18 protein-coding genes are annotated in these 21,896 nt (G+C 65.0%); 12 read left to right on the top strand and 6 right to left on the bottom strand.

The features are described from left to right. Window positions 1–84: 84 nt before the first annotated feature. A complete protein-coding gene (locus tag BGI01S_RS21060; RefSeq protein ID WP_042327960.1) occupies window positions 85–906 on the bottom strand; it encodes an alpha/beta fold hydrolase in 822 nt (273 codons plus the stop codon). Between the two features lie 795 nt (window positions 907–1,701). Here BGI01S_RS21060 and BGI01S_RS21055 point away from each other — a divergent pair. From BGI01S_RS21055 to BGI01S_RS21045, 4 genes are all read left to right on the top strand, one after another. Next, entirely contained in the window at window positions 1,702–3,114 is a 1,413-nt protein-coding gene (locus BGI01S_RS21055; RefSeq protein ID WP_042327958.1) for a cytochrome ubiquinol oxidase subunit I, read from the top strand. Between the two features lie 37 nt (window positions 3,115–3,151). Next, window positions 3,152–4,156: a cytochrome d ubiquinol oxidase subunit II gene (gene cydB, locus BGI01S_RS21050; RefSeq protein WP_042327957.1), complete on the top strand. Its 1,005-nt coding sequence runs from the start codon at window positions 3,152–3,154 to the stop codon at window positions 4,154–4,156. Beyond that, window positions 4,131–4,331 carry a hypothetical protein gene (locus BGI01S_RS30330; RefSeq protein ID WP_157004243.1) on the top strand — a complete coding sequence of 67 codons (201 nt, stop codon included), beginning with the start codon at window positions 4,131–4,133 and terminating at the stop codon, window positions 4,329–4,331. The genes cydB and BGI01S_RS30330 overlap by 26 nt, the downstream gene beginning before the upstream one ends. A 326-nt stretch (window positions 4,332–4,657) precedes the next feature. Continuing rightward, window positions 4,658–5,437, top strand: coding sequence for a response regulator transcription factor (locus tag BGI01S_RS21045; RefSeq protein WP_042327956.1), 780 nt, complete (start codon window positions 4,658–4,660; stop codon window positions 5,435–5,437). 83 nt (window positions 5,438–5,520) lie between these two features. On the opposite strand, the gene BGI01S_RS21040 is transcribed toward BGI01S_RS21045, so the two are convergent. After that, window positions 5,521–7,482, bottom strand: a complete 1,962-nt coding sequence (locus BGI01S_RS21040) for an ATP-binding response regulator (protein ID WP_042327955.1) — start codon at window positions 7,480–7,482, stop codon at window positions 5,521–5,523. 395 nt (window positions 7,483–7,877) lie between these two features. Here BGI01S_RS21040 and BGI01S_RS21035 point away from each other — a divergent pair, with 395 nt between their 5' ends. The 3 genes from BGI01S_RS21035 to BGI01S_RS21025 all read left to right on the top strand — a co-directional run bounded on the left by BGI01S_RS21035 (window position 7,878) and on the right by BGI01S_RS21025 (window position 13,301). Beyond that, window positions 7,878–8,669, top strand: coding sequence for a hypothetical protein (locus BGI01S_RS21035; RefSeq protein ID WP_042327954.1), 792 nt, complete (start codon window positions 7,878–7,880; stop codon window positions 8,667–8,669). Window positions 8,670–8,879: 210 nt separating this feature from the next. Next, window positions 8,880–12,299 (top strand): alpha/beta fold hydrolase, encoded by a 3,420-nt coding sequence (locus tag BGI01S_RS21030; protein ID WP_042327953.1) that lies wholly within the window; start codon window positions 8,880–8,882, stop codon window positions 12,297–12,299. 219 nt (window positions 12,300–12,518) lie between these two features. Next, window positions 12,519–13,301, top strand: a complete 783-nt coding sequence (locus BGI01S_RS21025; RefSeq protein ID WP_042328096.1) for a substrate-binding domain-containing protein — start codon at window positions 12,519–12,521, stop codon at window positions 13,299–13,301. A 98-nt stretch (window positions 13,302–13,399) separates the two neighbouring features. Here BGI01S_RS21025 and BGI01S_RS21020 read toward each other — a convergent pair whose 3' ends face one another. Further along, window positions 13,400–14,836: an FAD-binding oxidoreductase gene (locus BGI01S_RS21020; RefSeq protein ID WP_042327951.1), complete on the bottom strand. Its 1,437-nt coding sequence runs from the start codon at window positions 14,834–14,836 to the stop codon at window positions 13,400–13,402. Further along, window positions 14,833–15,819 carry an isopenicillin N synthase family dioxygenase gene (locus BGI01S_RS21015; RefSeq protein ID WP_042327950.1) on the bottom strand — a complete coding sequence of 329 codons (987 nt, stop codon included), beginning with the start codon at window positions 15,817–15,819 and terminating at the stop codon, window positions 14,833–14,835. Before BGI01S_RS21015 ends, BGI01S_RS21020 begins: the two co-directional genes overlap by 4 nt. Window positions 15,820–16,107: 288 nt before the next feature. Between BGI01S_RS21015 and BGI01S_RS21010 the strand changes: the two genes are divergently transcribed. From BGI01S_RS21010 to hutC (BGI01S_RS20990), 5 genes are all read left to right on the top strand, one after another. Then, window positions 16,108–16,935, top strand: coding sequence for a transporter substrate-binding domain-containing protein (locus BGI01S_RS21010; protein ID WP_042327949.1), 828 nt, complete (start codon window positions 16,108–16,110; stop codon window positions 16,933–16,935). A 130-nt stretch (window positions 16,936–17,065) separates the two neighbouring features. After that, window positions 17,066–17,716, top strand: coding sequence for an amino acid ABC transporter permease (locus BGI01S_RS21005; RefSeq protein ID WP_042327948.1), 651 nt, complete (start codon window positions 17,066–17,068; stop codon window positions 17,714–17,716). A gap of 35 nt (window positions 17,717–17,751) precedes the next feature. Next, a complete protein-coding gene (locus BGI01S_RS21000) occupies window positions 17,752–18,414 on the top strand; it encodes an amino acid ABC transporter permease (protein ID WP_042327947.1) in 663 nt (220 codons plus the stop codon). A gap of 13 nt (window positions 18,415–18,427) precedes the next feature. Continuing rightward, the gene (locus BGI01S_RS20995) at window positions 18,428–19,303 is read left to right on the top strand and encodes an amino acid ABC transporter ATP-binding protein (RefSeq protein ID WP_042327946.1); all 876 of its coding nucleotides are present in this window, start codon (window positions 18,428–18,430) and stop codon (window positions 19,301–19,303) included. A 68-nt stretch (window positions 19,304–19,371) separates the two neighbouring features. Next, window positions 19,372–20,172, top strand: a complete 801-nt coding sequence (hutC, locus tag BGI01S_RS20990) for a histidine utilization repressor (RefSeq protein WP_042327945.1) — start codon at window positions 19,372–19,374, stop codon at window positions 20,170–20,172. Between the two features lie 48 nt (window positions 20,173–20,220). Here hutC (BGI01S_RS20990) and hutC (BGI01S_RS20985) read toward each other — a convergent pair whose 3' ends face one another. Together hutC (BGI01S_RS20985) and BGI01S_RS20980 are read right to left on the bottom strand one after the other, a co-directional pair. Continuing rightward, window positions 20,221–20,967 (bottom strand): histidine utilization repressor, encoded by a 747-nt coding sequence (gene hutC / locus BGI01S_RS20985; RefSeq protein WP_042328095.1) that lies wholly within the window; start codon window positions 20,965–20,967, stop codon window positions 20,221–20,223. A gap of 246 nt (window positions 20,968–21,213) precedes the next feature. Further along, window positions 21,214–21,894 carry a methyltransferase family protein gene (locus BGI01S_RS20980; protein ID WP_042327944.1) on the bottom strand — a complete coding sequence of 227 codons (681 nt, stop codon included), beginning with the start codon at window positions 21,892–21,894 and terminating at the stop codon, window positions 21,214–21,216. Between the last annotated feature and the right edge of the window lie 2 nt (window positions 21,895–21,896).

Here is a 21,896-nt window from a genome sequence, read left to right as displayed (position 1 = left end):
CGCGGCCTTCACCGCTGCCCGCCCGCGCCGGCCGCCTCGAACACGCCCGCACTCCGCACTCGCGCGGATTACCGCATCACCGCATCACGACCCGATGAACTCCAGCAAATCGGCATTCACCTTGTCGGCCTCGACGGTGCACATCCCGTGCTGCCCACCCGGATAGACCTTCAACGTCGCGTCCTTGACGATCTTCGCGGTCTGCCGCCCCGCCGCGTCGATCGGCACGATCTGGTCGTCGTCGCCGTGCAGCACCAGCGTCGGCACGTCGATCTTCTTCAGGTCTTCCGTGTAGTCGACTTCCGAGAACTGCTTGATGCAGTCGTACAGCCCTTTGATCGAGCCGGCCATCCCCTGCACCCAGAACGAATCGATCACCCCTTGCGACACCTTCGCGTTCGGCCGGTTGTAGCCGTAAAACGGCAGCGCGAGGTCCTTGAAGAACTGCGAGCGGTCGTCGACCACGCCCTTGCGGATGCCGTCGAACACGTCGATCGGCAGGCCGCCCGGATTGGCGTCGGTCTTCAACATCAGCGGCGGCACCGCGCCGATCAGCACGGCCTTCGCGACGCGTTGCGTGCCATGCCGGCCGATGTAATGCGCAACTTCCCCGCCGCCGGTCGAATGGCCAACCAGCGTCGCGTCCTGCAGGTCGAGATGCTCGATCAGCGCGGCGAGATCGTCGGCATAGGTGTCCATGTCGTTGCCGTCCCACGGCTGCTCCGAGCGGCCGTGCCCGCGGCGGTCGTGCGCGATCACGCGAAAGCCCTTGCTGCCGAGAAACAGCATCTGCGCATCCCACGCATCCGCGGTCAACGGCCAGCCGTGCGAGAACACGACGGGGCGGCCCTTGCCCCAGTCCTTGTAGAAAATCGAGGTACCGTCTTTCGTCTTGATCGTGCTCATCTGCTGACTCCTTGTGGATGAAGTCTGCCGTCGCCGGCAGGTGGATGAAGCTGGCTTGCGGACCATTCGCGGACGCATGACAGGACGCGCGTTCGAGCACGGCCTGCGCTGCATTGCACTGCATATCGATGACGGATTCGCGACGCGCGCCGGAGTTTCGCTCACGGTGCGTCGGCATGACTATTCGAAACGAATAACGGGAATAAACGACTTGATGGCTACACGGCGCGCGTGCCGCTCGAGCGTGCACTCGTCCGGGAACGCCGACAACTGGCTGCATGCATGGTAGAGGCAAACTTATTTGTCCGCTAGCCGACAAAACGGCGGAAGTCGGTTCGGATCGGCGAATTGTCGGTTGACGACGGGCGTAGGGTTTCGTTCGCCATGGGCCGCATGCGGCGTGGGTGAGCGAAGCCGCCTGAAGCGCGCTCATCGCGCGGCGTGCGCTTTCCAATCCGCCCTTGGATGCGCGCCGTCGACATCACCACCGACTGCCCGCTATGGCCCGCCACAGCCCTCATCGCCCGCGTTGCTGCAGCGCGGTCTATTGACGCAGTTTCGATTGGTCCGCATGGAATCCGCTGCCGAAAACAATCAGAAAAACTTGATACTCATCAACGGTTTGCTGCTTAAAAAGGCAAGAACGGCGTAAAACAAGGCGGTTTTTTGACGCACGTCGCAGCGCAGCAAACTTTCCCCTGTTCCCCTACTCTTGCGCCACTGCCCGCCGCAGTGCGCACCGACAACGGTCGACGCGCGTAGTCCGCTCTCGCGGCCATCACGCACACCACGCTCATGAACTCCGCAATATCGGCATTCGATCTCGCCCGCATCCAGTTTGCGTTCACCGTCTCCTTTCACATCGTGTTTCCGGCGCTCAGCATCGGCCTCGCCAGCTTTATCGCGGTGCTCGAATGGCGCTGGCTGAAAACCGGAAAGGCGTACTACAAAGATCTTTGCCTGTTCTGGTCGAAGATCTTCGCAGTGGCCTTCGGCATGGGCGTCGTCTCCGGCGTCGTGATGAGCTATCAGTTCGGCACCAACTGGTCCGGCTTCTCGTCGTTCGCCGGACCTGTGACAGGTCCGCTGCTGATGTACGAGGTGATGACCGCATTCTTCCTCGAAGCGGGCTTCCTCGGCATCATGCTGTTCGGCTGGCAGCGCGTGAGTCCGCGCGCGCACTTCGGCGCCACGCTGATGGTGGCGATCGGCACGCTGATCTCGACCTTCTGGATTCTCGCGTCCAATAGCTGGATGCAAACGCCGCAAGGCTTCGAAGTCGTGAACGGCCACGTCGTGCCGCTCGACTGGTTCAAGATCATCTTCAATCCGTCGTTCCCGTACCGGCTCGCGCATATGGCGCTCGCGGCGTTCATCGTCGCGGGGCTGGTGGTGTCGGCGGTGGGCGCATGGCATCTGCTGCGCGGACGGCGCGATCCGGCCGTGAAGAAAATGTTCTCGATGGCGCTGTGGCTGCTGCTGATCCTCACGCCGATCCAGGCATTCGTCGGCGATCAGCACGGTCTGAACACGCGCGAATATCAGCCGGCCAAGATCGCCGCGATCGAAGGCCTGTGGGACACCGAGAAAGGCGGCACCGCGCTGAACCTGTTCGGCATCCCCGACATGAAGGCCGAAACCACGCGCTACGCCGTGTCGATTCCTCACCTGGGCAGCCTGATCCTCACGCATAGCTGGGACGGCGAGATTCGCGGCCTGAAGGAATTCCCGCCGCAGGACCGCCCGAATTCGACGGTGGTGTTCTGGAGCTTCCGCATCATGGCGGGGCTCGGCGTGCTGATGATCGTGATGTCGCTCGCCGCGTGGGCGCTGCGCCGCCGCGAACGCCTGTTCGAATCGAAGTGGTTCCAGCGCTTCGCGGTGGCGATGGGCCCGACCGGCTTCATCACGCTGCTGGCCGGCTGGGTCACGACCGAAGCGGGCCGCCAGCCGTGGGTCGTCTACGGCGTGATGCGCACCTCGCAGGCGGTGTCGCCGCTGACGTCGCAACAGGTCGGCATTTCGCTGATGGCCTTCGTGGTCGTCTACTTCCTCGTGTTCGGCACAGGCATCTACTACATGCTCAAGCTGATGCGCTCGGGTCCGGCGCTGCCGGGCCACACGCCGCACGGTGTGCCGCGACGCGAGCCGAATCAGACCGCGCGCCGTCCGCTGTCGGCCGCCGATCAGATGATCGACGCCGCGTAAGCGCAACCCCTCACCCCAACCACTTGCGAGAAAGAAAATGGACGTAACCGTCGTGTGGGCCGCGATCATCGCGTTGGGCCTTTTCATGTACGTCGTGCTGGACGGCTTCGATCTGGGCATCGGCATCGTGTTCCCGTTCTTCCCTGATGAGAAAGAACGCGACCTGATGATGAACACCGTCGCGCCCGTGTGGGACGGCAACGAGACCTGGCTCGTGCTCGGCGGCGCCGCATTGTTCGCGGTGTTCCCCGTGGTGTACTCGACCGTGCTGTCCGCGTTGTATTTACCGCTGATCTTCATGTTGGTGTGCCTGATCTTTCGCGGCGTGTCGTTCGAGATCCGCGCCAAGGCCAATCGCACGAAACATCTGTGGGATCTGGCGTTCATCGGCGGCTCGGCGGGCGCGACGTTCTTCCAGGGCATCGTGCTGGGCGCGTTCCTGCAAGGCATTCCGGTGATCGACGGCGGCTATGCCGGCGACGCGTTCGGCTGGCTCACGCCGTTCAGCCTGCTCACGGGTCTGGGGCTCGTCGTCACGTATGCGCTGCTCGGCTGCTGCTGGCTGGTGGCGAAGACCGAAGGCGATCTGCAACGCCGGCTGCATCGCGTAGTCTGGCCGCTGACGCTGGTGCTGCTCGGCTTCATCGCGATGGTCAGCCTGTGGACGCCGCTGCAGGACCCGACGATCGCGCAGCGCTGGTTCCACGACAACCTCTTCTACCGCCTGCTGCCGGTGCCGTTCCTCGTCGCGATCTGCGCGTTCCTGATGCATCGCGCGGTGCGGGCGCGACATCACAACACGCCGTTCGTGCTCGCGCTGCTGCTGGTGCTGCTCGGCTACGCGGGACTGCTGGTGAGCCTGTGGCCCTACGCCATTCCGTCGAGCATGACGCTGTGGGAAGCGGCCGCGCCGCGTTCGAGCCAGACCTTCACGCTGGTCGGCGCGGCGGTGATTCTGCCGATCATCATCGCCTATACGACGATGGGTTACTGGGTATTCCGAGGCAAGGTGCGTCATGACGACCAACATCACTATCACTGAGCAGAGCGGCTCGGCCCGCTCGCACGGCTCGCCCGACGCGGCCCCGATGCAACGCCGCAAGCTGCCGGGCTGGCTGTGGTTCATCGCGCTATGGTGCTTCGGCGTGGCCTCGGCGATGTCGCTCGGGTTCGTCTTCAAGCTGCTGATGAATGCAACGTTATTTGCAGTCAAATAAACGCGCGGCGCACCGTCCCATACGCCGCGCATAACATGCGCGAGCCCCCCACGGACGGCTTCAAAAAAGGCTCGCGCGGCTCGTCTACGTAGCAAGCCGGAACCTATGCGCGGGAGACCTGCCTTACCCATGACATGCGCCCCGAACCTGCCGGCGAGTACTCGTAGCGCGTCACCCGCGCGGCCGGCCGCAACGCGTGCCGCGCCACGAATCGACGCAGAAAACGCGGGGTAGCCGGCCATGCTGCGGTTCACGAGGACAGAAGTCAAACGAGACCCCACCACGGCGGTAGTCCACAACGGGCAGGCCCGACTCGCGGAGACATCATGAAGTTTCTTGTGGCCGACGACCATGAACTGATCCGGCAAGGCGTGAAGGGGATGCTGCGCGGTCTCGATCCCGACGCCCAGTTCGACGAAGCCGATAGCTGGGAAACCCTCGCCACCGCCGCGCGGCCCGACGCCGATCACGATCTCGCGATCGTCGATCTGCATATGCCGGGGATGACCGGCGCATCGTCGCTGGAAGTGCTGCTGAAGGCCAATCCGGCGCTGCCGGTGGTGGTGCTGTCCGCGGAGGAATCGCCCGACGAGATGCGCGCGGTGCTGGCCGCCGGCGCGCTCGGCTTCGTGCCGAAGCGGCAGCCCGCCAGCGTGATGCTCAAGGCGATCGAACTCGTGCTGTCCGGCGGCGCTTATGTGCCGATGGAGGCGCTCAGTCTGCTCGGCTCGCGCGATGCGCAAGGCGCGTCGGCGGGCGGCGCAGCGGCAGGCGCGGGTTCATCCATTCAGGGCGCGGCCGCGCTCTCCGCCGCGCAAACGGGCGCCGCTCAGAGCGGCGCCACGCTCACGGAACCGATCACGCAGTTGCCCGCATTGCAGCCGCATCAGCAGCATCTGCTAGAAAATCTGTCGCCGCGTCAGCAGGACATCATGCGGCTCGTGCATCGCGGCTGGACCAACAAGATGATCGCGCGCGAGCTCGGCGTCGCGGAAGGGACGGTCAAGGTGCATCTATCGGTGATCTTCCGGGCGCTCGGCGTGCATAACCGGTCGACGGCGATCGCGGTGATCAACGGATGGCTGGAGGCGGGGAAGACATTGTAGGGCGGTGGCGGCCTTCTCAACGTCATCCGCACCAGCGCTTGCGGCAGGTAGCGGCGACGGCCTGCCTTTCGCCCGCGCCGCCGCTATTTGTGCGATTCGCTTTGCGACCGCGTCGGCGAACTGGCATCAACCGCGCGCGGCGTCGCACTCGCGGCGTTCCCGGCCGTGCCATGCGGCGTGCCACTATCCGCATCGCTGCTCGCGCCACTTCTCTCACCGCTACCCGCGTCATCCGCCGCCCCGCCCTCGCGCAACGCCGGCGACGTTCCCGCTCGCCCCTTGTCCAGTTCCGCCTGCTGCCACAGCATTTCCAGCGTGCGCCGCAAGCGTGCGGGCGTCACCGGCTTATGCAGCACCGGAATCCCCTGCAACGCCAGCGCCGCCAATTCCGCCGACGCCATGTCGCCGGTAATCAGCAGCGTCACCACGTTATCGTGCCCCGCGCGCGCGAGCACGCCGCGCACCGCCGTCAGCGCCTGTGCGCCGGTCCGGTGATGCGCCAGCTGGTAATCGCACAACACCGCGTCCGGCATGAAACCGCCGGCAAGCGCCGCGAGCGCCTCGGCCTCGTCGCGCGCGCACTGCACGCTGCAACCCCAGCGGCCCAGCAGACTCGCGAGGCCTTCGAGAATCGACGGATCGTCGTCGATGCACAGCACGCGCCGACCCTGGGCCGACGGACCGCCCGCCACCGCTTCGTTCAGGCTCGCGACGATCCCGCCCGCGTCGCCCGCCTGCACCGGAAAGCGGAACACCGACCCGCGCCCCGGGGCCGAATGAAGTTGCAGTTCGCCGCCGAGCATCTCAACGAGCCGCTTCACGGTCGGCAATCCGAGGCCGTGACCCTGGCGCGCGTCGCGTTGCGGATTGGCGACCTGATAGAACTCTTCGAAGATGCGCTCGTGCTCGTCGGCCGGAATGCCGATGCCCGAATCGCGCACTTCGATATAGCCGCCCGCCTGCCGTCCGGCGCGACGAAAGCCGAGCCAGATCGCGCCTTCCTCGGTGTACCGCACGGCGTTCGACAGCAGATTGCTCAGCACGCGTTCGAGCAGCACCGGATCGTCGTGGACGACCATCGCGGTCGGCGCGATGCGCAGTGCGAGCCCTTTCGCGGCGGCCTGCGGACGGTACTGGCTGCCGACCCGCTCGAACAGTTCGGAGAGCCGGAAGTGCAGCCGGATCACCTGGGTCACGCCGCTTTCGAGTCGCGCGAGATCGAGCACCTGGTTGAACAGCTGGTTCAACGCCTCGACGTTGTAGACGATGTGCTCGGCGGTCTTCGCGTGCTGCGCGGGCGTCGCCGCGGTGTCGTTGAGCGACGCCGCCAGCAGGCCGATCGCATGCAACGGCTGGCGCAGATCGTGGCTGGCGGCCGCGAAAAAACGTGTCTTCGCGAGGCTCGCCTCTTCGGCGACTTGCTTCTGCGCGGCCAGCGATTCCGCCAGGTACTGCTGATCGACGCGCGCCTGCACGACCTGGCGAAACAGCTTGCGATAGCTCATCGCGTACACGTTGATCGCACAGAAGAAAAACGCGAGGACGATCGCGAGTATCGTGCGGTCGAACGTATGCGAGCCGAAGTGAAGAATGATCGACGGAAACAGTAGAAACGGAATCGCGGTCGAAAAGTTCAGGAGGTCGAAACCATTCGACATGAACACGCCGGCCGCGAGCGTGACGAGCATCACGGTATGCAGCAGCGGCAGATCGCTTTGTGGAACCTGGAACGCAAACCACACCGCAATGCCGGGCGCGCTGTACAGCAGCACGCCGCGCAACGCATGCAGATAGACCCAATCGCGCGGCGACAGCAGGTGCGGATAGCGGCGATTGAAAATCCACAGCGCGAGGCCGCCGCAATTGGCCGCCGCGTAAAACCCGAAACACGCGATGAACAGCGGCGGCGACGGTATGCGCGGCCAGTAGATCGCCACCAGCACCGCAATCGAAAACCAGTGCGAAAAGAAAGCGATCGGATCTTGCGCATACAGCACGCGCACCAGGTCTTCGTCGATGGCACGCTGGATCGGGTCGGCCCGCATTGCGCGGTCTCCTTGTCGGGCACGGCAACTTCGGTGAGGTGGCGCGCCGGCCGGGCGACGCGGGCGACCGCAGCGATGCGGGCCGGGCGGGATGCGCCGCGGAACCGCAAAGGGCGCGGCGGGATCGTGCAACGGTCCCGGCAACGACGAAGCGAAGATGCGGGGCGGCGTTCCGATACTGGCGGCGCCCTCTCCTCAGACGAATGTCGCTTTTCTCGTCAGAAGGTTTACCCGGCAGTTTACCCATCAGCTACCACTTAATCCATATAGGCGAGGCGATGGCCGCCAACCATACTGAACTCACGTTCCAGCGCGGCTTCAAAGCTCCACCATCGATTCGCCGGCTCGCAGCCCGGCTCACCGCGCTCATTGCCTTACCCCTCACGGAGGTTTTCATGGGCGCCGTTCCGAGCTACGAGTTCGTCCGCAATCTCGACGATGCGATCCTGCCCGATCTGTGGCGCCGGCGCACCCGCCTGTCCGCGGACGAAATGGTGTCGATGGTCGAACTGGTCAAGCGGGCGCTGCGCACCTATCACCCGCTCGAATTGCAGGCGCTCGGCGAGGACAAGGAAGAGCTGGTCGCGCAGTTCATCTACGCGAAAGTGCTGCGCCTCGCGCCAGGCCACACCGAAACCCATGCGTGCGCCGATAGCGCGCCATCCAACAGCTACGCGGTGTGCGCGTACTTCCGCCGCTATCTGATCGACTGCCTGCGCAGCGCGGGCCATCAACGCAACGTGTCGATGGAAACCGAAGGCATGGCGCAGGAAATCGATCTGCACGCCCAGGCGCTCGAAGACCCGGTCGAAAGCGTGCTGCTGCAATACGGCCTCGATGAACAGCGCGTGCGGCTCGCGGCGCGCGAGTTCATCGAAGGCCTCGACGAGCCCGAGCGCATCGTGCTGGCCGGCAGCCTCGGCTGGTGCTCGGAAGGCAAAGGCGGGCTGTCGGCGGTCGCGGCTCAGCATCGGGTGCCCTCGTATCACTATCGCGCCGTCAAACTCGGCGTCACCATGAAAAAGACGGCCTGCGCCGAGGATTTTTGCAATACGAAGATCGGACGCTGGCTCACCGGCGTGCTCGGCATCGCAATCGACATCGACAATCGCGCGGTCATTCTGCTCGTGCTGAACCTGCTCGCCGCCGAATCGAGCGACAGCGAAATGAATGAAGCGGCCGCCTAAAACGACCTGCCACAACCTGCCCGTGGAGCAGCGTTGCCGACACGCCGCGCGCCTCGCGCCGCATCGTGTCCGTGTATCGCGCACGCGGCACGGCACGCTTTGTTTGTGACCGCGCACCGCCTACGATAAAAAAGCCGCGGCCGCGCACCGTCTTCCTTCCGAAGTCCAGCATCTCCTTCCCCGCATTCGATTCCCTACGAGGTGGTCCTGATGAACCGCTTATCGAGCGCGCCGACGGCGCTGAAAGGTCATTACGACGTGGTCGTGGTGGGCTCCGGTTACGGCGGTGCGATTGCCGCGAGCCGCATGGCGCGCGCCGGCCGCAGCGTCTGCGTGCTCGAACGCGGGCGCGAATTCATGGCGGGCGAGTTTCCGCGCACGCCGATCCAGGGCGCGGAGCAGATCCAGTACAACACCGCCATCGCGCACATCGGCTCGCCGCTCGCGCTGCTCGAAGTGCACGTGAACGACGACGTGAACGCGGTGGTCGGTTGCGGTCTGGGCGGCACTTCGCTGATCAACGCGAACGTCGCGCTCGAAGCCGACCCGCGCCTATGGGACGACCCGCGCTGGCCGGCCGCGTTGCGCACCGACACGACGGGACGCGACGAGGGCTACCAGCGAGCCAGCGCGATGCTGCAACCTCTCGCGGTGCCGTCCGACTATCCCCCGCTGCCGAAATTGCAGGCGCTCGAAAAATCGGCGCAGGCGCTCCGCATGGCCGACCGCTTCCGACGCCCGCCGATCACCGTGACCTTCAAAGCGGGCGTCAACGAAGCGGGTGTCTATCAGAAGGCCTGCGTGGGTTGCGGCGATTGCAACTCGGGTTGCAACTACGACGCGAAGAACTCGACGCACATGAACTATCTGCCCGATGCGGTCGCGCATGGCGCGCAGATTTTCACGGGTGCGGCGGTGCATTCGGTGACGCGCGAGAACGGCGGACCGCAGTGGAAAGTGAGCTTCCAGCTGGTACAGCTCGGCCGTGAAAGCTATGGCGCGCCCGATCTGTTCGTGAGCGCCGATATCGTCATCGTGGCGGCCGGCACGATCGGCTCGACGGCGCTGCTGCTGCGCTCGCGCAAAGAAGGACTCGGCACGTCGGACATGCTCGGCCGGCACTTCACCGGCAACGGCGACGTGCTCGCTTTCGCGTACAACACGGACGACCCGATCAACGGAGTCGGTTGGGGCTCGCACGACGAGGGCGAGATTCCGCCAGTCGGGCCGACCATCACCGGTCTGATCGACAACCGCAACACCGCGAACGTGAAAGACGGCTACGTGATCGAAGAAGGCTCGCTCGCGGGGGCGGTGGGGGTCGGGCTCGTCGGCCTGCTGGGCGCGGCCGCGCCGCTCGAAGGTGTGGATGTGGGGGGACCGCGCTCGCTGCATCAGAAGCTCGCCTACGACGCGCGCGTGATCGAGAGCGTGCTGCGCGGTCCTTATCACGGCGCGCTCAACCATACGCAAAGCTATCTGGTGATGGCGCATGACGACGAAAGCGGCCAGATCAGCGTCGACGACAAGGGCCGCGCGCGCATCGCGTGGGAGAACGCGGGGCGGCAGCCGATCTTTCAAACGATCGAAGACGCGCTGAAGCAGGCGACCGTGCCGCTCGGCGGCAAGTACCTGCGCAATCCGATTTCCACCGAGATCGTCGGCAACCGGACCGTCACCGTGCATCCGCTCGGCGGCTGCGGGATGGGCGAGGACGCCGAGCGCGGCGTGGTCGATCATCAGGGCCGCGTGTTCAGCGGCGCGGCGGGCAGCGCGGTGCACGACGGTCTGTACGTGATGGACGGCGCGGTGATGCCGATGTCGCTCGGCGTGAATCCGCTGCTGACCATTTCCGCGCTCGCCGAGCGCAATTGCGCGCTGCTCGCGGCCGCGCACGGCTGGTCGATCGACTATGCCGCGAAGGGCAACGCCGCGACGCCGCCTGCCGGAAAGATCGGCCTGCGTTTCACCGAAACGATGGTCGGCACGTACACGCCCGCCGGTCAACCCGTTGCGGGGGACGCCGCGACCAGCTCGATCGAATTCACGCTAACCGTCGAATCGGACGATCTCGCCGACATGCTTGGCAATCCCAATCATCTCGCGCGCACTGCCGGCACGCTCACCTGCGCCGCACTGTCCGCGCAGCCGATGACGATTACCGACGGCACGTTCAACCTGTTCGTCGTCGACGCTTCGGACGTCGACGAGCGCGACATGAACTACCGGATGACGCTGAACGCCGTCGAAGGAAAAACGTACTATCTCAGCGGACAGAAGATCATCACGCGCACTTCGGCGGTCAATCTGTGGGAGCAGACCAACACGCTCTTTGCCGAGCTCCGCGACACGCCGCCAGTCGATGCGCCCGTAATCGGCAAGGCTACGCTGATCATCACGCCGGAGAACTTCCTCAAGCAGCAACGCACGCTCGAAGTCACCAATACGCCCGACCTGAAGACGCGCCTCGAATGGACACTGAAGTTCGGCAAGTTCTTCGCGGGCGTGCTGTTTACCGAATACGGCGGCGTGGCCGCGCCGCTGCAATTCTTCGACCCGAACGCGACGCCGCGTCTGAAGCGCGCGCTGCGCGCGCCAGCGCCGCAAACCTTCTTCTTCGATACGCCGGACGGCACGACGCTTAGGCTCACGCGTTATGTCGACCCCGCGCGCACAACCACGCGCCCGGTGCTGTTGATTCACGGCTCCGGTGTATCGAGCCGCATCTTTTCGACCGATCTGATCGCGACCAACATGGTCGAGTATCTGTGCGCGGCCGGCTATGACGTCTGGCTCGTCGATCTGCGCGTGAGCATCGAGATGCCGAGCGTGCTGGTGCCGACCAACGTCGATAAAGTGGCGCGCGAGGACATCCCCGTCGCCGTCGCGAAGATTCGCGAGCTGACCGGCGCGCAGCAGATTCAGGCGGTCGGCCATTGCCTTGGCGGTCTCGCGTTGAGCATGTCGTTGCTGTCCGGACTCGAAGGGGTGCGCTCGGCGGTGATCTCGCAGGTGTCGACGCATCCGGTGCCGGGCACGTTGCAACGGATCAAGGCCGGCCTGCACATCCCCGACATCATGCAGCATCTGAACGTGCGCGATCTGACCGCGTACACGCAGGACGACTCGTGGCCGGCGAACCTGCTCGACGAAGCGCTACGGCTTTACCCGATCGATCACGACGAGGGCTGCGGCAACCCGATCTGTCATCGCGCGACCTTCCTGTATGGCCTGCTTTACGAGCATGAAAAGCTCAACGAGACGCTGCACGCGAATCTGCAGGAATTGCTCGGTGTGCATGACGTCGAGGTCTTCAAGCATCTCGCGACGATGGTGCGCAAGGGCAAGGTCGTCGACGCCGAAGGCAACGATGTCTACCTAACCGGAGCGGACGGCATGAAGGGACTGGAGGGATTGCGCCTGCCGATCGGCTTCATCCACGGCGATAGAAACGAAACCTATCTGCCGAAAAGCACCGAACTCACTTTCGACATGCTCGCCAGCGAGTTCCCCGAGCAGCCCTACGAACGGCATCTGATTCCAGGCTATGGACACATCGATTGCATCTTCGGTAAGAACGCGTCGGTGGATGTGTATCCGGTGATCGCGCGGTACCTCGACGCTCATTGACGGAGATCGCGCGCGACGCACACGCGTTGCGCGCCGTTCGCCGCATCGCCCGTGCTTGTCCCTGCCCTCTCGGCTCACGCGCGTAGCGTGCTCGTCACGCACGGGTTCTCGTGCGTCGGCCGTTCGGGTATGGTTCATCCTGCGCGGCGAAAGCCATCGCAAACCGCGCACCCGCGTTTCATTCCGCTTTCACCTTTTTCGCACTACACGCCGATCCCGATGAAAACCTTCTTTCTGTCCATGTTGACCGCCGGTCTGCTCGCCAGCACCGTCGCCGCCTCCGACGTGCAGGCGGCAGAGCTTCGCGTCATGAGTTCCGGCGGCTTCACCGCCGCCTACAAACTGCTCGGCCCGCAATTCGCAAGCTCGACCGGCAATACGCTCGACACCATCCTCGGCCCGTCGATGGGCAAAGCCCCTGAAGCCATTCCCAATCGACTCGAACGCGGCGAACCCGCGGACGTCGTCATCATGGTCGGCTATGCGCTCGACGATCTGATCAAGCAAGGCAAAGTGATCCCCAGTTCGCGCGTCGAACTCGCGGATTCGCGCATCGGCATGGTCGTGCGCGACGGTGCGCCGAAGCCCGACATCGGCTCGGTCGACGCGTTGAAAGAGACCTTGCTGCACGCGAAATCGATCGCGTACTCGGATAGCGCGAGCGGCGTCTATATCGAACGCGAGCTGTTCAAACGGCTCGCCATCGAAGACCAGGTGAAAGCCAAGGCGAAGATGGTGCCGAAGATTCCGGTTGCGTCGGTCGTCGCCAATGGCGATTACGAAGTGGGCTTCCAGCAGGTCAGCGAGTTGCTGCCGGTGCAAGGCGCCGCGTTCGTCGGCAAGATTCCGGAGTCGGTGCAATCGGTCACGCGCTTCGCCGCCGGCATTCCGGTCGGCGCGCAGCATCCGCAGGAAGCCAAGGCGTTGCTCGACTATCTCGCGTCGCCGGGTGTGCAGGCCACCGTCCGTTCGACCGGGCTCGATTCCGTCGCCACGCATTGAAGCTTTGAGCGGCGCATGCGGGGCTCGCCTTCGCTGAGCCCAACACGCGCCGCGGCCACGCCCGTGGGCGCGCTCGTCGATAGGCGCCCCGCTCTTGCTCAGAACAGCTTGCCCGGATTCAGAATGCCGTGCGGATCCAGCGCACGCCTGATCGCGACCATCGCGGCCAACTCCGCCCGCGAGCGCGAGATCGGCAGAAATTCGCGCTTGAGCAAACCGATCCCGTGTTCCGCCGACACCGAGCCGTGCAACGGCCCGAGCATCTCATAGACGAACGCGTAGACCGCGTGATGATCGACGCCGGCGATCGAATTTCCGTCGACGGTCACGTGCAGATTCGAATCGCCGATATGCCCGAAGAAATACGACGCGTTGCCGGGCCAGCGTTCATCGAGCGCTGCGCGGCAACGGTCGACGAACGCGCCGATCTCGCCGATCGGCAAGCTCACGTCGAAGTTGATCGCGTCGAGTCGCACCGGAAACTCCGCGGTGCACTCACGGATTGCCCAGAGCGCGCGTACGTCGGCCACCGATTGTGCGATCACCGCGTCGCGAATCGCACCGCCATCGAGTGCATCGGTCAGCACGGCAGAGAAGCGCTCACCGTCGTCGCTCGCATCGAAGCTCGCATGCTCGATCAACGCATAGAGCGGATGCGTTTCGGCGAATGGCGAACGCGTGCCGGTCAGCTTCACGCCGAAGTCGTAGAAGTCCGGCCACATGATCTCGAACGCGCCGATGTCGTTGCCAAAGCGCGTCGACAAACGGCGCAGCAGATTCACGGCGGCGTCGTAGCCGTCGAGCGCGACGAGCGCCGTATGACGCGCCTTGCGCTGCGGATGCAGGCGCAACACCGCGCGCGTGATGACGCCGAGCGTGCCCTCGGAGCCGATGAACCAGTGCTTCAGGTCATAGCCGGTGTTGTTCTTCACCATCTTGCCGAGCGAGTTCAGCACGTCGCCGTTGGCGAGCACGACTTCGAGACCGAGCACCTGGTCGCGCGCGGTGCCCGACTGGATCACGCGATTGCCGCCCGCGTTGGTCGCGAGATTGCCGCCGATCTGGCACGAGCCGCGCGCACCGAGATCGAGCGCGAGTTCGAAGCCGGCTTCGGCGGCGGCCTCCTGCGCAGCTTGCAACGTGGTGCCGGCAAGTACCGTCAGCGTGGCCGACGCGGCATCGACCTCTTCGACCCCCGTCAACCGTTCGAGCGACAACGCGATATCCGTGGCGCGCGCAATCGCGCCGCCCGCGAGGCCGGTCATGCCGCCTTGCGGCACCACCGGTTGATGCGCGGCGTGGCAGATCGCCAGCGCACGCGACACCTCTTCGGTGCTGCGCGGCAATAGCAGCGCAGCAGGCCGCGTCGGCTCGTGGCGCGTCCAGTCGGTTAGCGCACGTTCGCCGATCTGGTCGCCGATGCGCACCGAATCGTCGCCCAGCGCGGCGCGCAATGCGTCGAGTGTCGACGCCAGCGGCGCCGCGCCGCGTGTGGCTTCGTGCGTTGCGTCATGGGTGTTGCCGTGATCTGTCATGCAGTGGTTCCTTGCGTGCCTTCAGCGTGTTTCTTTCGATAACCCATCGAATCGTTGATACGTCCGAGGATGTAGTCGCCGGCGGCAACCGGCTGATATCGCACCTCGGCGTCGCTCGCGCCCAGCTCGCGCGGATCGACCGTTGCGCCGTAGGTCGGATCATAGAACGTCGCGATCGAATAGCGCTCGCGGCCCGATGCATTGATCACGCGATGCAGCGTGGAGCGAAAGCGGTCGTTGGTCCAGCGCGCGAGCAGATCGCCGACGTTCACGACGAAGCTGCCTTCGACCGGCGGCGCCTCCACCCACGTGTCGTTGGCGATCTCGCGCACCTGCAGGCCGCCCACCTGGTCCTGCCACAGCAACGTGATGCAGCCATAGTCGGTATGCGGCGCGACGCCGAACTGATCTTCATCCAATTGAGGCGGCTGCGGCGGATAGTAGACCATCTGGGTGCGCTGCATCCGCTTGGTATAACGCGGCGCGAAAAAATTTGCGTCGACGCCGAGACTCACCGCCACCGCGCGCAGCAGATCGGCGCCGCACGCGCCGACCGCCTCGTAGTAACCGTACAGCGCGGGACGCAGCTCCGGCATGAAGTCCGGCCAGTTGTTCGGCCCACGCAGCGCCTGACCCGCAAGCACATCGGGATCGTCTTCCGGCAGTTCGAGACCGATACTGAAGAACTCCTTGTAGTCCGGCCGCTTCGCCTGGTACATGGTGGCGTCGCCGAGCGCATTGAAGCCGCGATGCCGATGATTGACCGCCGCGCGCCGCTTGATCTCCGGGGCGAACGCGAAGAACCTGCGGGCCGCGTCGGCGGCGGCGTCGATCGAGGCTTGCGGCACGCCATGATTGACGATGTAGAAGAAGCCGATCGTCGTACACGCTTCACGAATTTCCGCCGCGGCGCGCTGCAATGCCTGCGGGTCGCCCGCACGCACGCCGGCGAAATCGATGATCGGAATGCGGGTCACGGGCATCGCGTTGCTCCCAGAAGGACGGTTGTATCGACTGACGAAACACGCGGACGCAGCACGGCGGCAAGCACATGCAACGGCGTTCGCGCAGCGTTTGCATTGCCGTTGTATATACCGCCAAAAGGACACCGGCAAGCTGCATTTGAGCCCTTCATATAAGGGCTTTTCTCTACCCGCAGGTTTATTTGTTTCGCGCGAAAAAACGCGGTATATACTGCCTCGCATGACCCGCGCCGAACCCGTCGAACGCACCGCGTTCGCGCGCCACCGCTTTGCCAACCGGAGAATCCCATGAGCATCCTTGCAGGCTGGAAGTGTCGTCTGGTCATGGTGGCGTTGTGCGCGGCCAGTGTCGCCGCGCACGCGGAAGATCAACTCGCCAAAGTCAGGAAAGCGGGTGAACTGGTAGTCGGCACCGAGATGCAGTTCGCGCCGTTCGACTTCCTCGAAAACGGTCAGCAGGCGGGCTTCAACAAGGACCTGTTCGCCGAGGTCGGCAAGGAAATGGGCGTGAAAGTACGCTTCATCGACCTTCCCTGGCCGAGCGTGCTGCCGGGTCTCGAAGCGGGCAAGTTCGACATGGTGGGCGGACCGCTAACGGTCACGAAGGCGCGCATGGAGCGCTACACATACACGCTGCCGGTCGCGGACGCCACCGACGCGCTGCTCAAACGCGCGAAAGACACGTCGCTCAAACAGTCGGCGGATATCGCGGGCAAGACGGTCGGCGCGGGCAAGGGCTCGGCGCAACTGGACCAGTTGAAGGCCTACGTCGCCACGTTGCCGAAGCCGCCGGAAATCCGCGAATACGTCGACAACAATCAGGCTTACGCCGATCTCGCCGCCGGCCGCATCGCGGCGGTCGCGAACTCGATGACCAACATCGCGTATGTCGCGAAGCAGCGTCCGGACACTTTCGCCGTGGTGCAGCCGCCGTTCGGCGCCAAGGTGTACTTCGCTTACGCGTTGCGCAAGGACGCGGACAGCAAGCCACTCGCCGACGCGTTCAACGCCGCGCTCGTCAAGATGCACAACGATGGACGCCTCGCGGCGTTGCAGAAGAAATGGTTCGGCGTCGCGATGGACGCGCCGACCACGATGCCCGCGCCGAACTACTGATCGCTTCGCGCCTCGGCCCGGCTTAACGCGTCGATGCAAATGTTTTGACGCAAGCGATGCGAGCCTTCGCGAACCGCCGCGACCCGCATCGCCCTCCTTCGTTCCAGCGAGTTTCCAGCGAGCGCCGTCCATGTTCAGCACGACCGTCTTCGTTCAGGGCTTGCCGCTGCTGCTGCACGCGGCGCTCGCCACCATCGGCATTTCGCTGACGGGGCTCGTGATCGGCTTCTTCGTCGCGATCGGCGTGTGCGCGGCGCGACTTTCGCCGAAGCGCGCGGTGCGCATGCTCGGTGGCGCCTACGTGTTCTTCTTTCGCGGCGTGCCGATGCTGGTGCAGTTGCTGCTCGTGTACTACCTGCTGCCGTTCGCGGGGATCAACGTGTCGCCGATCGTCGCCGCACTCAGCGCGGTCTCGCTCTGTTCCGCTTCGTATATCGCCGAGATTCTGCGCGGCGGTTTTCTCAGCGTTCCGCCGGGACATCTCGAAGCGGCGCGCATGCTCGGCCTTTCTCCGTTCGACATGCTGCGGCGTATCCTCGTACCGCAAGCGTTCCGTTTGACGCTGCCGTCGCTCGTCAATGAAATGGTGCTGCTGATCAAGGCTTCGTCGTTGATCTCGGTGGTCGGCGTCGCCGAGTTGACGCGCACCGCGCAGAACATCGCCGCGAGCACGTATCGGCCGCTGGAAGCCTATCTCGCGGCCGGGCTGATCTACTTCGTGATCTGCGGCACGCTCGCGCTTGTCGCACACACTGCCGAGTACCGGTTGCAGCACGCCTGATCTCCGAGACGACGCCATCTCACGCGGCCCACGCCATGCAAACCCTCGACCCCACCGTCATCACGCACAACCTGCAGCCGATCGCCGCCGGACTCGCGACGACGCTCGGCACATGGGCCGCGGGCGTCGCGATCGGCCTCGTGATCGGCTTCCTGATCGCCGTGCTGCAATTGTTCTGCGGACGCTGGGTGCGCGGCCTCCTGCGCATCTATATCGAACTGTTTCGCGGCACGCCGTTTCTCGTGCAACTCTTTCTGCTGTACTACGGCGGGCCCTCGGTCGGTCTCACGCTCGAACCGATGACGGCCGGCGTGCTCGGCCTCGGCCTTTATGGCAGCGCGTATTTCGCCGAAGCGTTCCGCTCCGGCTTCCAGTCGATTCCCACCGGCCATCTCGAAGCCGCGTCATGTCTCGGCCTCACGCGCTGGCAAGCGGTGCTGCGCATCCAGGTGCCGCAAATGCTGGTGCTGATCGTGCCCGCGCTGACCAACCTGATCATCGTGCTCAGCAAGGAGACCGCGGTGCTGTCCATCGTCACCGTGCCCGAGCTGACGTTCGTGCTGACCGGCATCGGCTCGGCCACTTTCGCTTTCGTCGAAACGCTGCTGGTGCTGTGCGTGTGCTACCTCGCGCTGGTCGAGCTGACTTCGCGCGCGGGCATGTGGGCCGAAGCCCGCATCGCACGCTTCATCGCATGAAACCGGAGCTCTTATGAACGCCATCGCCGACATGCCCTCCTCCGCGTCAACCGCTGGCGCCGCCGTATCGACGCCGCCCGGCGCACCGCTGATCGAAGTGCGCGATCTGCGCAAACGCTTCGGCGACGTCGAAGTGCTGCGCGGCGTCGATCTGCAGATCGCGCGCTCCGAAGTGGTCTGCATCATCGGGCCGTCGGGCTCGGGCAAGAGCACGCTGCTGCGCTGCCTCGCCGCGCTCGAAACGTACGATCAGGGCGACGTGCGCATCGAAGGCGAACTGCTCGGCTATAGCGAGCGCAACGGCAAACGGGTGCGGGCGTCGCCGGGCGAGATCAATCGCGTGCGGCGCAACGTCGGCATGGTGTTTCAGCAGTTTAATCTGTGGCCGCACATGAGCGCCCTCGGCAACGTGATGGAAGCGCTGCTGCGCGTGCGGCATCTGTCGCGCGATGAAGCGCGCCGCCGCGCCAACGCGATGCTCGACACCGTGGGCCTTGCGCACAAGGGCGACGCGTATCCGGCGAAACTCTCGGGCGGTCAGCAGCAACGGGTCGCGATTGCGCGGGCGCTCGCGATGGAGCCGCACATCATGCTGTTCGACGAGCCGACCTCGGCGCTCGATCCCGAACTCGTCGGCGAGGTGTTGCAGGTGATGAAGCAACTCGCGCGCGATGGCATGACGATGGCCGTGGTCACGCATGAAATGGGTTTTGCCGCGCAGGTCGCGGACAAGGTGATGTTCATCGACCAGGGGCGTATCGCGGTGCAGGGCAACCCGCGCGACGTGTTTCACGATGCCGGGCAGCCGCGTTTGCGGCAGTTCCTGCAAAACTACTTCGACCGCAACGCGTTCTGGACGCGCGAGGCCGACGACGCGCCGCCGCTATGAACACGCGCCGCTTTCCGCACGTGCATGTGCCCCCGCCCGTCTCACGCCACCGTTAGCGAGCGCCGCCAATGACCTCCACGCTTCGCAGCAAGGCTCACGACAAGCCGCCAGTCGCCGCGCCGAAAATCGCGCGCGCGGCCGACGAGGCGCCGGCCGCGCGCTACGAACAGGTCAAGCACCACATTCGCCAGATCATCGAGTCGGGCGCACGCCAGGCGGGCGACCGACTGCCGTCGGAACTTGATCTCGTCGCGACGCTCGGCGTGTCGCGCATGACGGTCAATCGCGCGCTGCGTGAGCTGGCCGACGCAGGGTTCGTCACGCGCGTGTCGGGCGTCGGCACCTTCGTCGCACAAAGCAAGCCTCAATCGACGCTGCTGATGATCGCGCATATCGGCGACGAGATCCGCTCGCGCGGTCATGAATACCGGTGCGATACGGTGCTGTCGCAACGCGAGACGGCGCCGGTGAACGTGTCGAATGCGTTGGGGCTCGCGCACGGCGCGTCGGTGTTTCATGTGACCTGCGTGCATCGGGAGAACGGGTTGCCGGTGCAGCTCGAAGACCGCTACGTGAATCCGGCCGTCGCGCCGGACTTTCTGCAGCAGGATTTCTCGGCGGTGAGGCCGTCGGAGTATCTGCTCGAGATCGTGCCCGCGCACGACGTCGAGCATGTCGTCGATGCGGCGCTGCCGACGCCCGCCGAAGCCGAGTTACTGGAAATTCGCGCGGAAGAGCCGTGCCTCACGCTGATGCGCCGCACGTGGACCAGCGGCGTGGCGGTGACGTTCGCGCGCTTCGTGCATCCGGGCTCGCGTTATCGGCTGGGTTGCCGATTTTCGCCGGATACGTCACAGCGCCAGGGCTGATGACGCGGCGCGCGCGGAGTGTGTGCGTGTGCCTGGCGATCAAACGCGCTACACGCTCCCCGCCAGATGGAAGCGCGACGCCGGATGCCAAAGGCGCACCGAAGTGGCCACGTCGTCGCCGACCCACGTGCGACGCCACAACTGCAAGCACGGCTCGCCGATGTCCATCGCGAGATGCCGCCGCACATGGGCGTCGGGCTTCTGCGCGTAGATGCGAAACTCCGCGCGCTGGATCGGCGCGAGCCGCACCATGTAGTGATTCGGCGTTTCGATCGTGAAGTCCTGTTGCAGATACTCGGGGAACACTTTCGGATTGACGTAGCGGTCCTCGTACTGGATCGGCTCGCCTTCCTCGCTGTGCACGATGCACGAATGAAACGCAGGGGCGCTCGCGAGTCCGAGCGCGTCGAGCGCGTGCGGGTCGTCGCTCGGTTCGAGCATCAGCACGTGCGCCGAATGACGATGACCGCGATCGGCGATTTCGTCGGCGATATTGCGGATTTCCAGCACCGTCGATTCATATCGCTGCGGCGCGACGAACGTGCCCGAGCCTTGCACGCGCGTCAGCACGCGCTCGGCGGTGAGTTCGCGCAACGCGCGCGACACCGTCATGCGCGCCACGCCGAACTCCTTGACCAACTCCATTTCGGATGGGATCAGTCCGCCCGGTTTCCAGGCGCCTTCGCCGATGCGCTTGAGGACGTAGCGCTTGATCTGCTCGTAGGCAGGCAGTGCCCTCGCCGGAGTTTCGTGCTGGCGGTCGGGGTGGCTGGCCGTCGGTGCGGCCGATGTAATTGATGTGTTCTGCGCGGTTTGCGCATTTGTAGTTGTATTCACTCCGACCTCGTGGGTGGTACGCGGGTACGACGCGGTTGTGCGCCGTGGCCAGCCCGCCGAGCCCCAATGTTACCCGGTTCGGCAACGGCGCAGACATGCTTGAGGGCTGCCAATGCCGCTACGGGCCCGAGATGATGTGATGGTCGCCATGCGTCGCGCGACCCGCCATGTCCGCACCGTGTCGAGCGAGAAAACGAACGCGCGCTACCAGACGAACGGCACGAACCGATAGCGCACCCGCGCCATGTACGCCGTATAACCGTCGAGTTGATCGGCAAGCACACGCTCCTCCCGCACCGCGCGCCAGCCGATGCCGATCACCATCACGGGCACGAATGCGAGTCCCCACCAGGACCCGAGCAGCAACGGCGTGCCGGCGAGCAGCAACAACGCGGCGCCATACATCGGATGGCGGACATGCGCGTAGGGACCGGTGTCGATCACCTTGTGGCCACGGCTCGTCTGGATCTTCACGACCGGTGCCGCATAGCTGTTCGCCTGGAACACGAAGCAGCATAGAAAGAGGCACAGGAACACGCACAGCGAACCGAAGCTGACCAGCCAGACCGGAAACGGCGCGGACCAGCGGAAGCGCATCGCGTCGAGTCCCATCACGATCAACCAGCCGCACCACGCCAGCGCGACGCCCATCATGAAGAGACGGTCCCAGCGGCTTTGCTGCGCCTGCACGAACGGCGCGAGACGTTCGGCGAGCAGACCGGGATCATGACGCGCGAGCCACAGCCCGAGCCACAGACTCAAGCCGCCCAGTTCGATCAGGTACCACCACGCGGCCGGCCACGCCAGGCTGCCCGCCGCGCCGAACAGCAGCGCGCCCATGGCCGTCAGCCAGATAACCGTTTGCAGGATCAGGCGCGTGATCATCG

The organism is Paraburkholderia ginsengisoli NBRC 100965 (assembly GCF_000739735.1).
Lineage (GTDB): Bacteria > Pseudomonadota > Gammaproteobacteria > Burkholderiales > Burkholderiaceae > Paraburkholderia > Paraburkholderia ginsengisoli.
This window is presented reverse-complemented; position numbering and strand designations above follow the sequence as displayed.

Bases quoted from the DNA above. Each gene is read 5' to 3' on its own strand.
- BGI01S_RS21060 (WP_042327960.1), bottom strand. From the start codon at position 906: ATGAGCACGATCAAGACGAAAGACGGTACCTCGATTTTCTACAAGGAC.
- BGI01S_RS21055 (WP_042327958.1), top strand. From the start codon at position 1,702: ATGAACTCCGCAATATCGGCATTCGATCTCGCCCGCATCCAGTTTGCG.
- cydB (WP_042327957.1), top strand. From the start codon at position 3,152: ATGGACGTAACCGTCGTGTGGGCCGCGATCATCGCGTTGGGCCTTTTC.
- BGI01S_RS30330 (WP_157004243.1), top strand. From the start codon at position 4,131: ATGACGACCAACATCACTATCACTGAGCAGAGCGGCTCGGCCCGCTCG.
- BGI01S_RS21045 (WP_042327956.1), top strand. From the start codon at position 4,658: ATGAAGTTTCTTGTGGCCGACGACCATGAACTGATCCGGCAAGGCGTG.
- BGI01S_RS21040 (WP_042327955.1), bottom strand. From the start codon at position 7,482: ATGCGGGCCGACCCGATCCAGCGTGCCATCGACGAAGACCTGGTGCGC.
- BGI01S_RS21035 (WP_042327954.1), top strand. From the start codon at position 7,878: ATGGGCGCCGTTCCGAGCTACGAGTTCGTCCGCAATCTCGACGATGCG.
- BGI01S_RS21030 (WP_042327953.1), top strand. From the start codon at position 8,880: ATGAACCGCTTATCGAGCGCGCCGACGGCGCTGAAAGGTCATTACGAC.
- BGI01S_RS21025 (WP_042328096.1), top strand. From the start codon at position 12,519: ATGAAAACCTTCTTTCTGTCCATGTTGACCGCCGGTCTGCTCGCCAGC.
- BGI01S_RS21020 (WP_042327951.1), bottom strand. From the start codon at position 14,836: ATGACAGATCACGGCAACACCCATGACGCAACGCACGAAGCCACACGC.
- BGI01S_RS21015 (WP_042327950.1), bottom strand. From the start codon at position 15,819: ATGCCCGTGACCCGCATTCCGATCATCGATTTCGCCGGCGTGCGTGCG.
- BGI01S_RS21010 (WP_042327949.1), top strand. From the start codon at position 16,108: ATGAGCATCCTTGCAGGCTGGAAGTGTCGTCTGGTCATGGTGGCGTTG.
- BGI01S_RS21005 (WP_042327948.1), top strand. From the start codon at position 17,066: ATGTTCAGCACGACCGTCTTCGTTCAGGGCTTGCCGCTGCTGCTGCAC.
- BGI01S_RS21000 (WP_042327947.1), top strand. From the start codon at position 17,752: ATGCAAACCCTCGACCCCACCGTCATCACGCACAACCTGCAGCCGATC.
- BGI01S_RS20995 (WP_042327946.1), top strand. From the start codon at position 18,428: ATGAACGCCATCGCCGACATGCCCTCCTCCGCGTCAACCGCTGGCGCC.
- hutC (WP_042327945.1), top strand. From the start codon at position 19,372: ATGACCTCCACGCTTCGCAGCAAGGCTCACGACAAGCCGCCAGTCGCC.
- BGI01S_RS20980 (WP_042327944.1), bottom strand. From the start codon at position 21,894: ATGATCACGCGCCTGATCCTGCAAACGGTTATCTGGCTGACGGCCATG.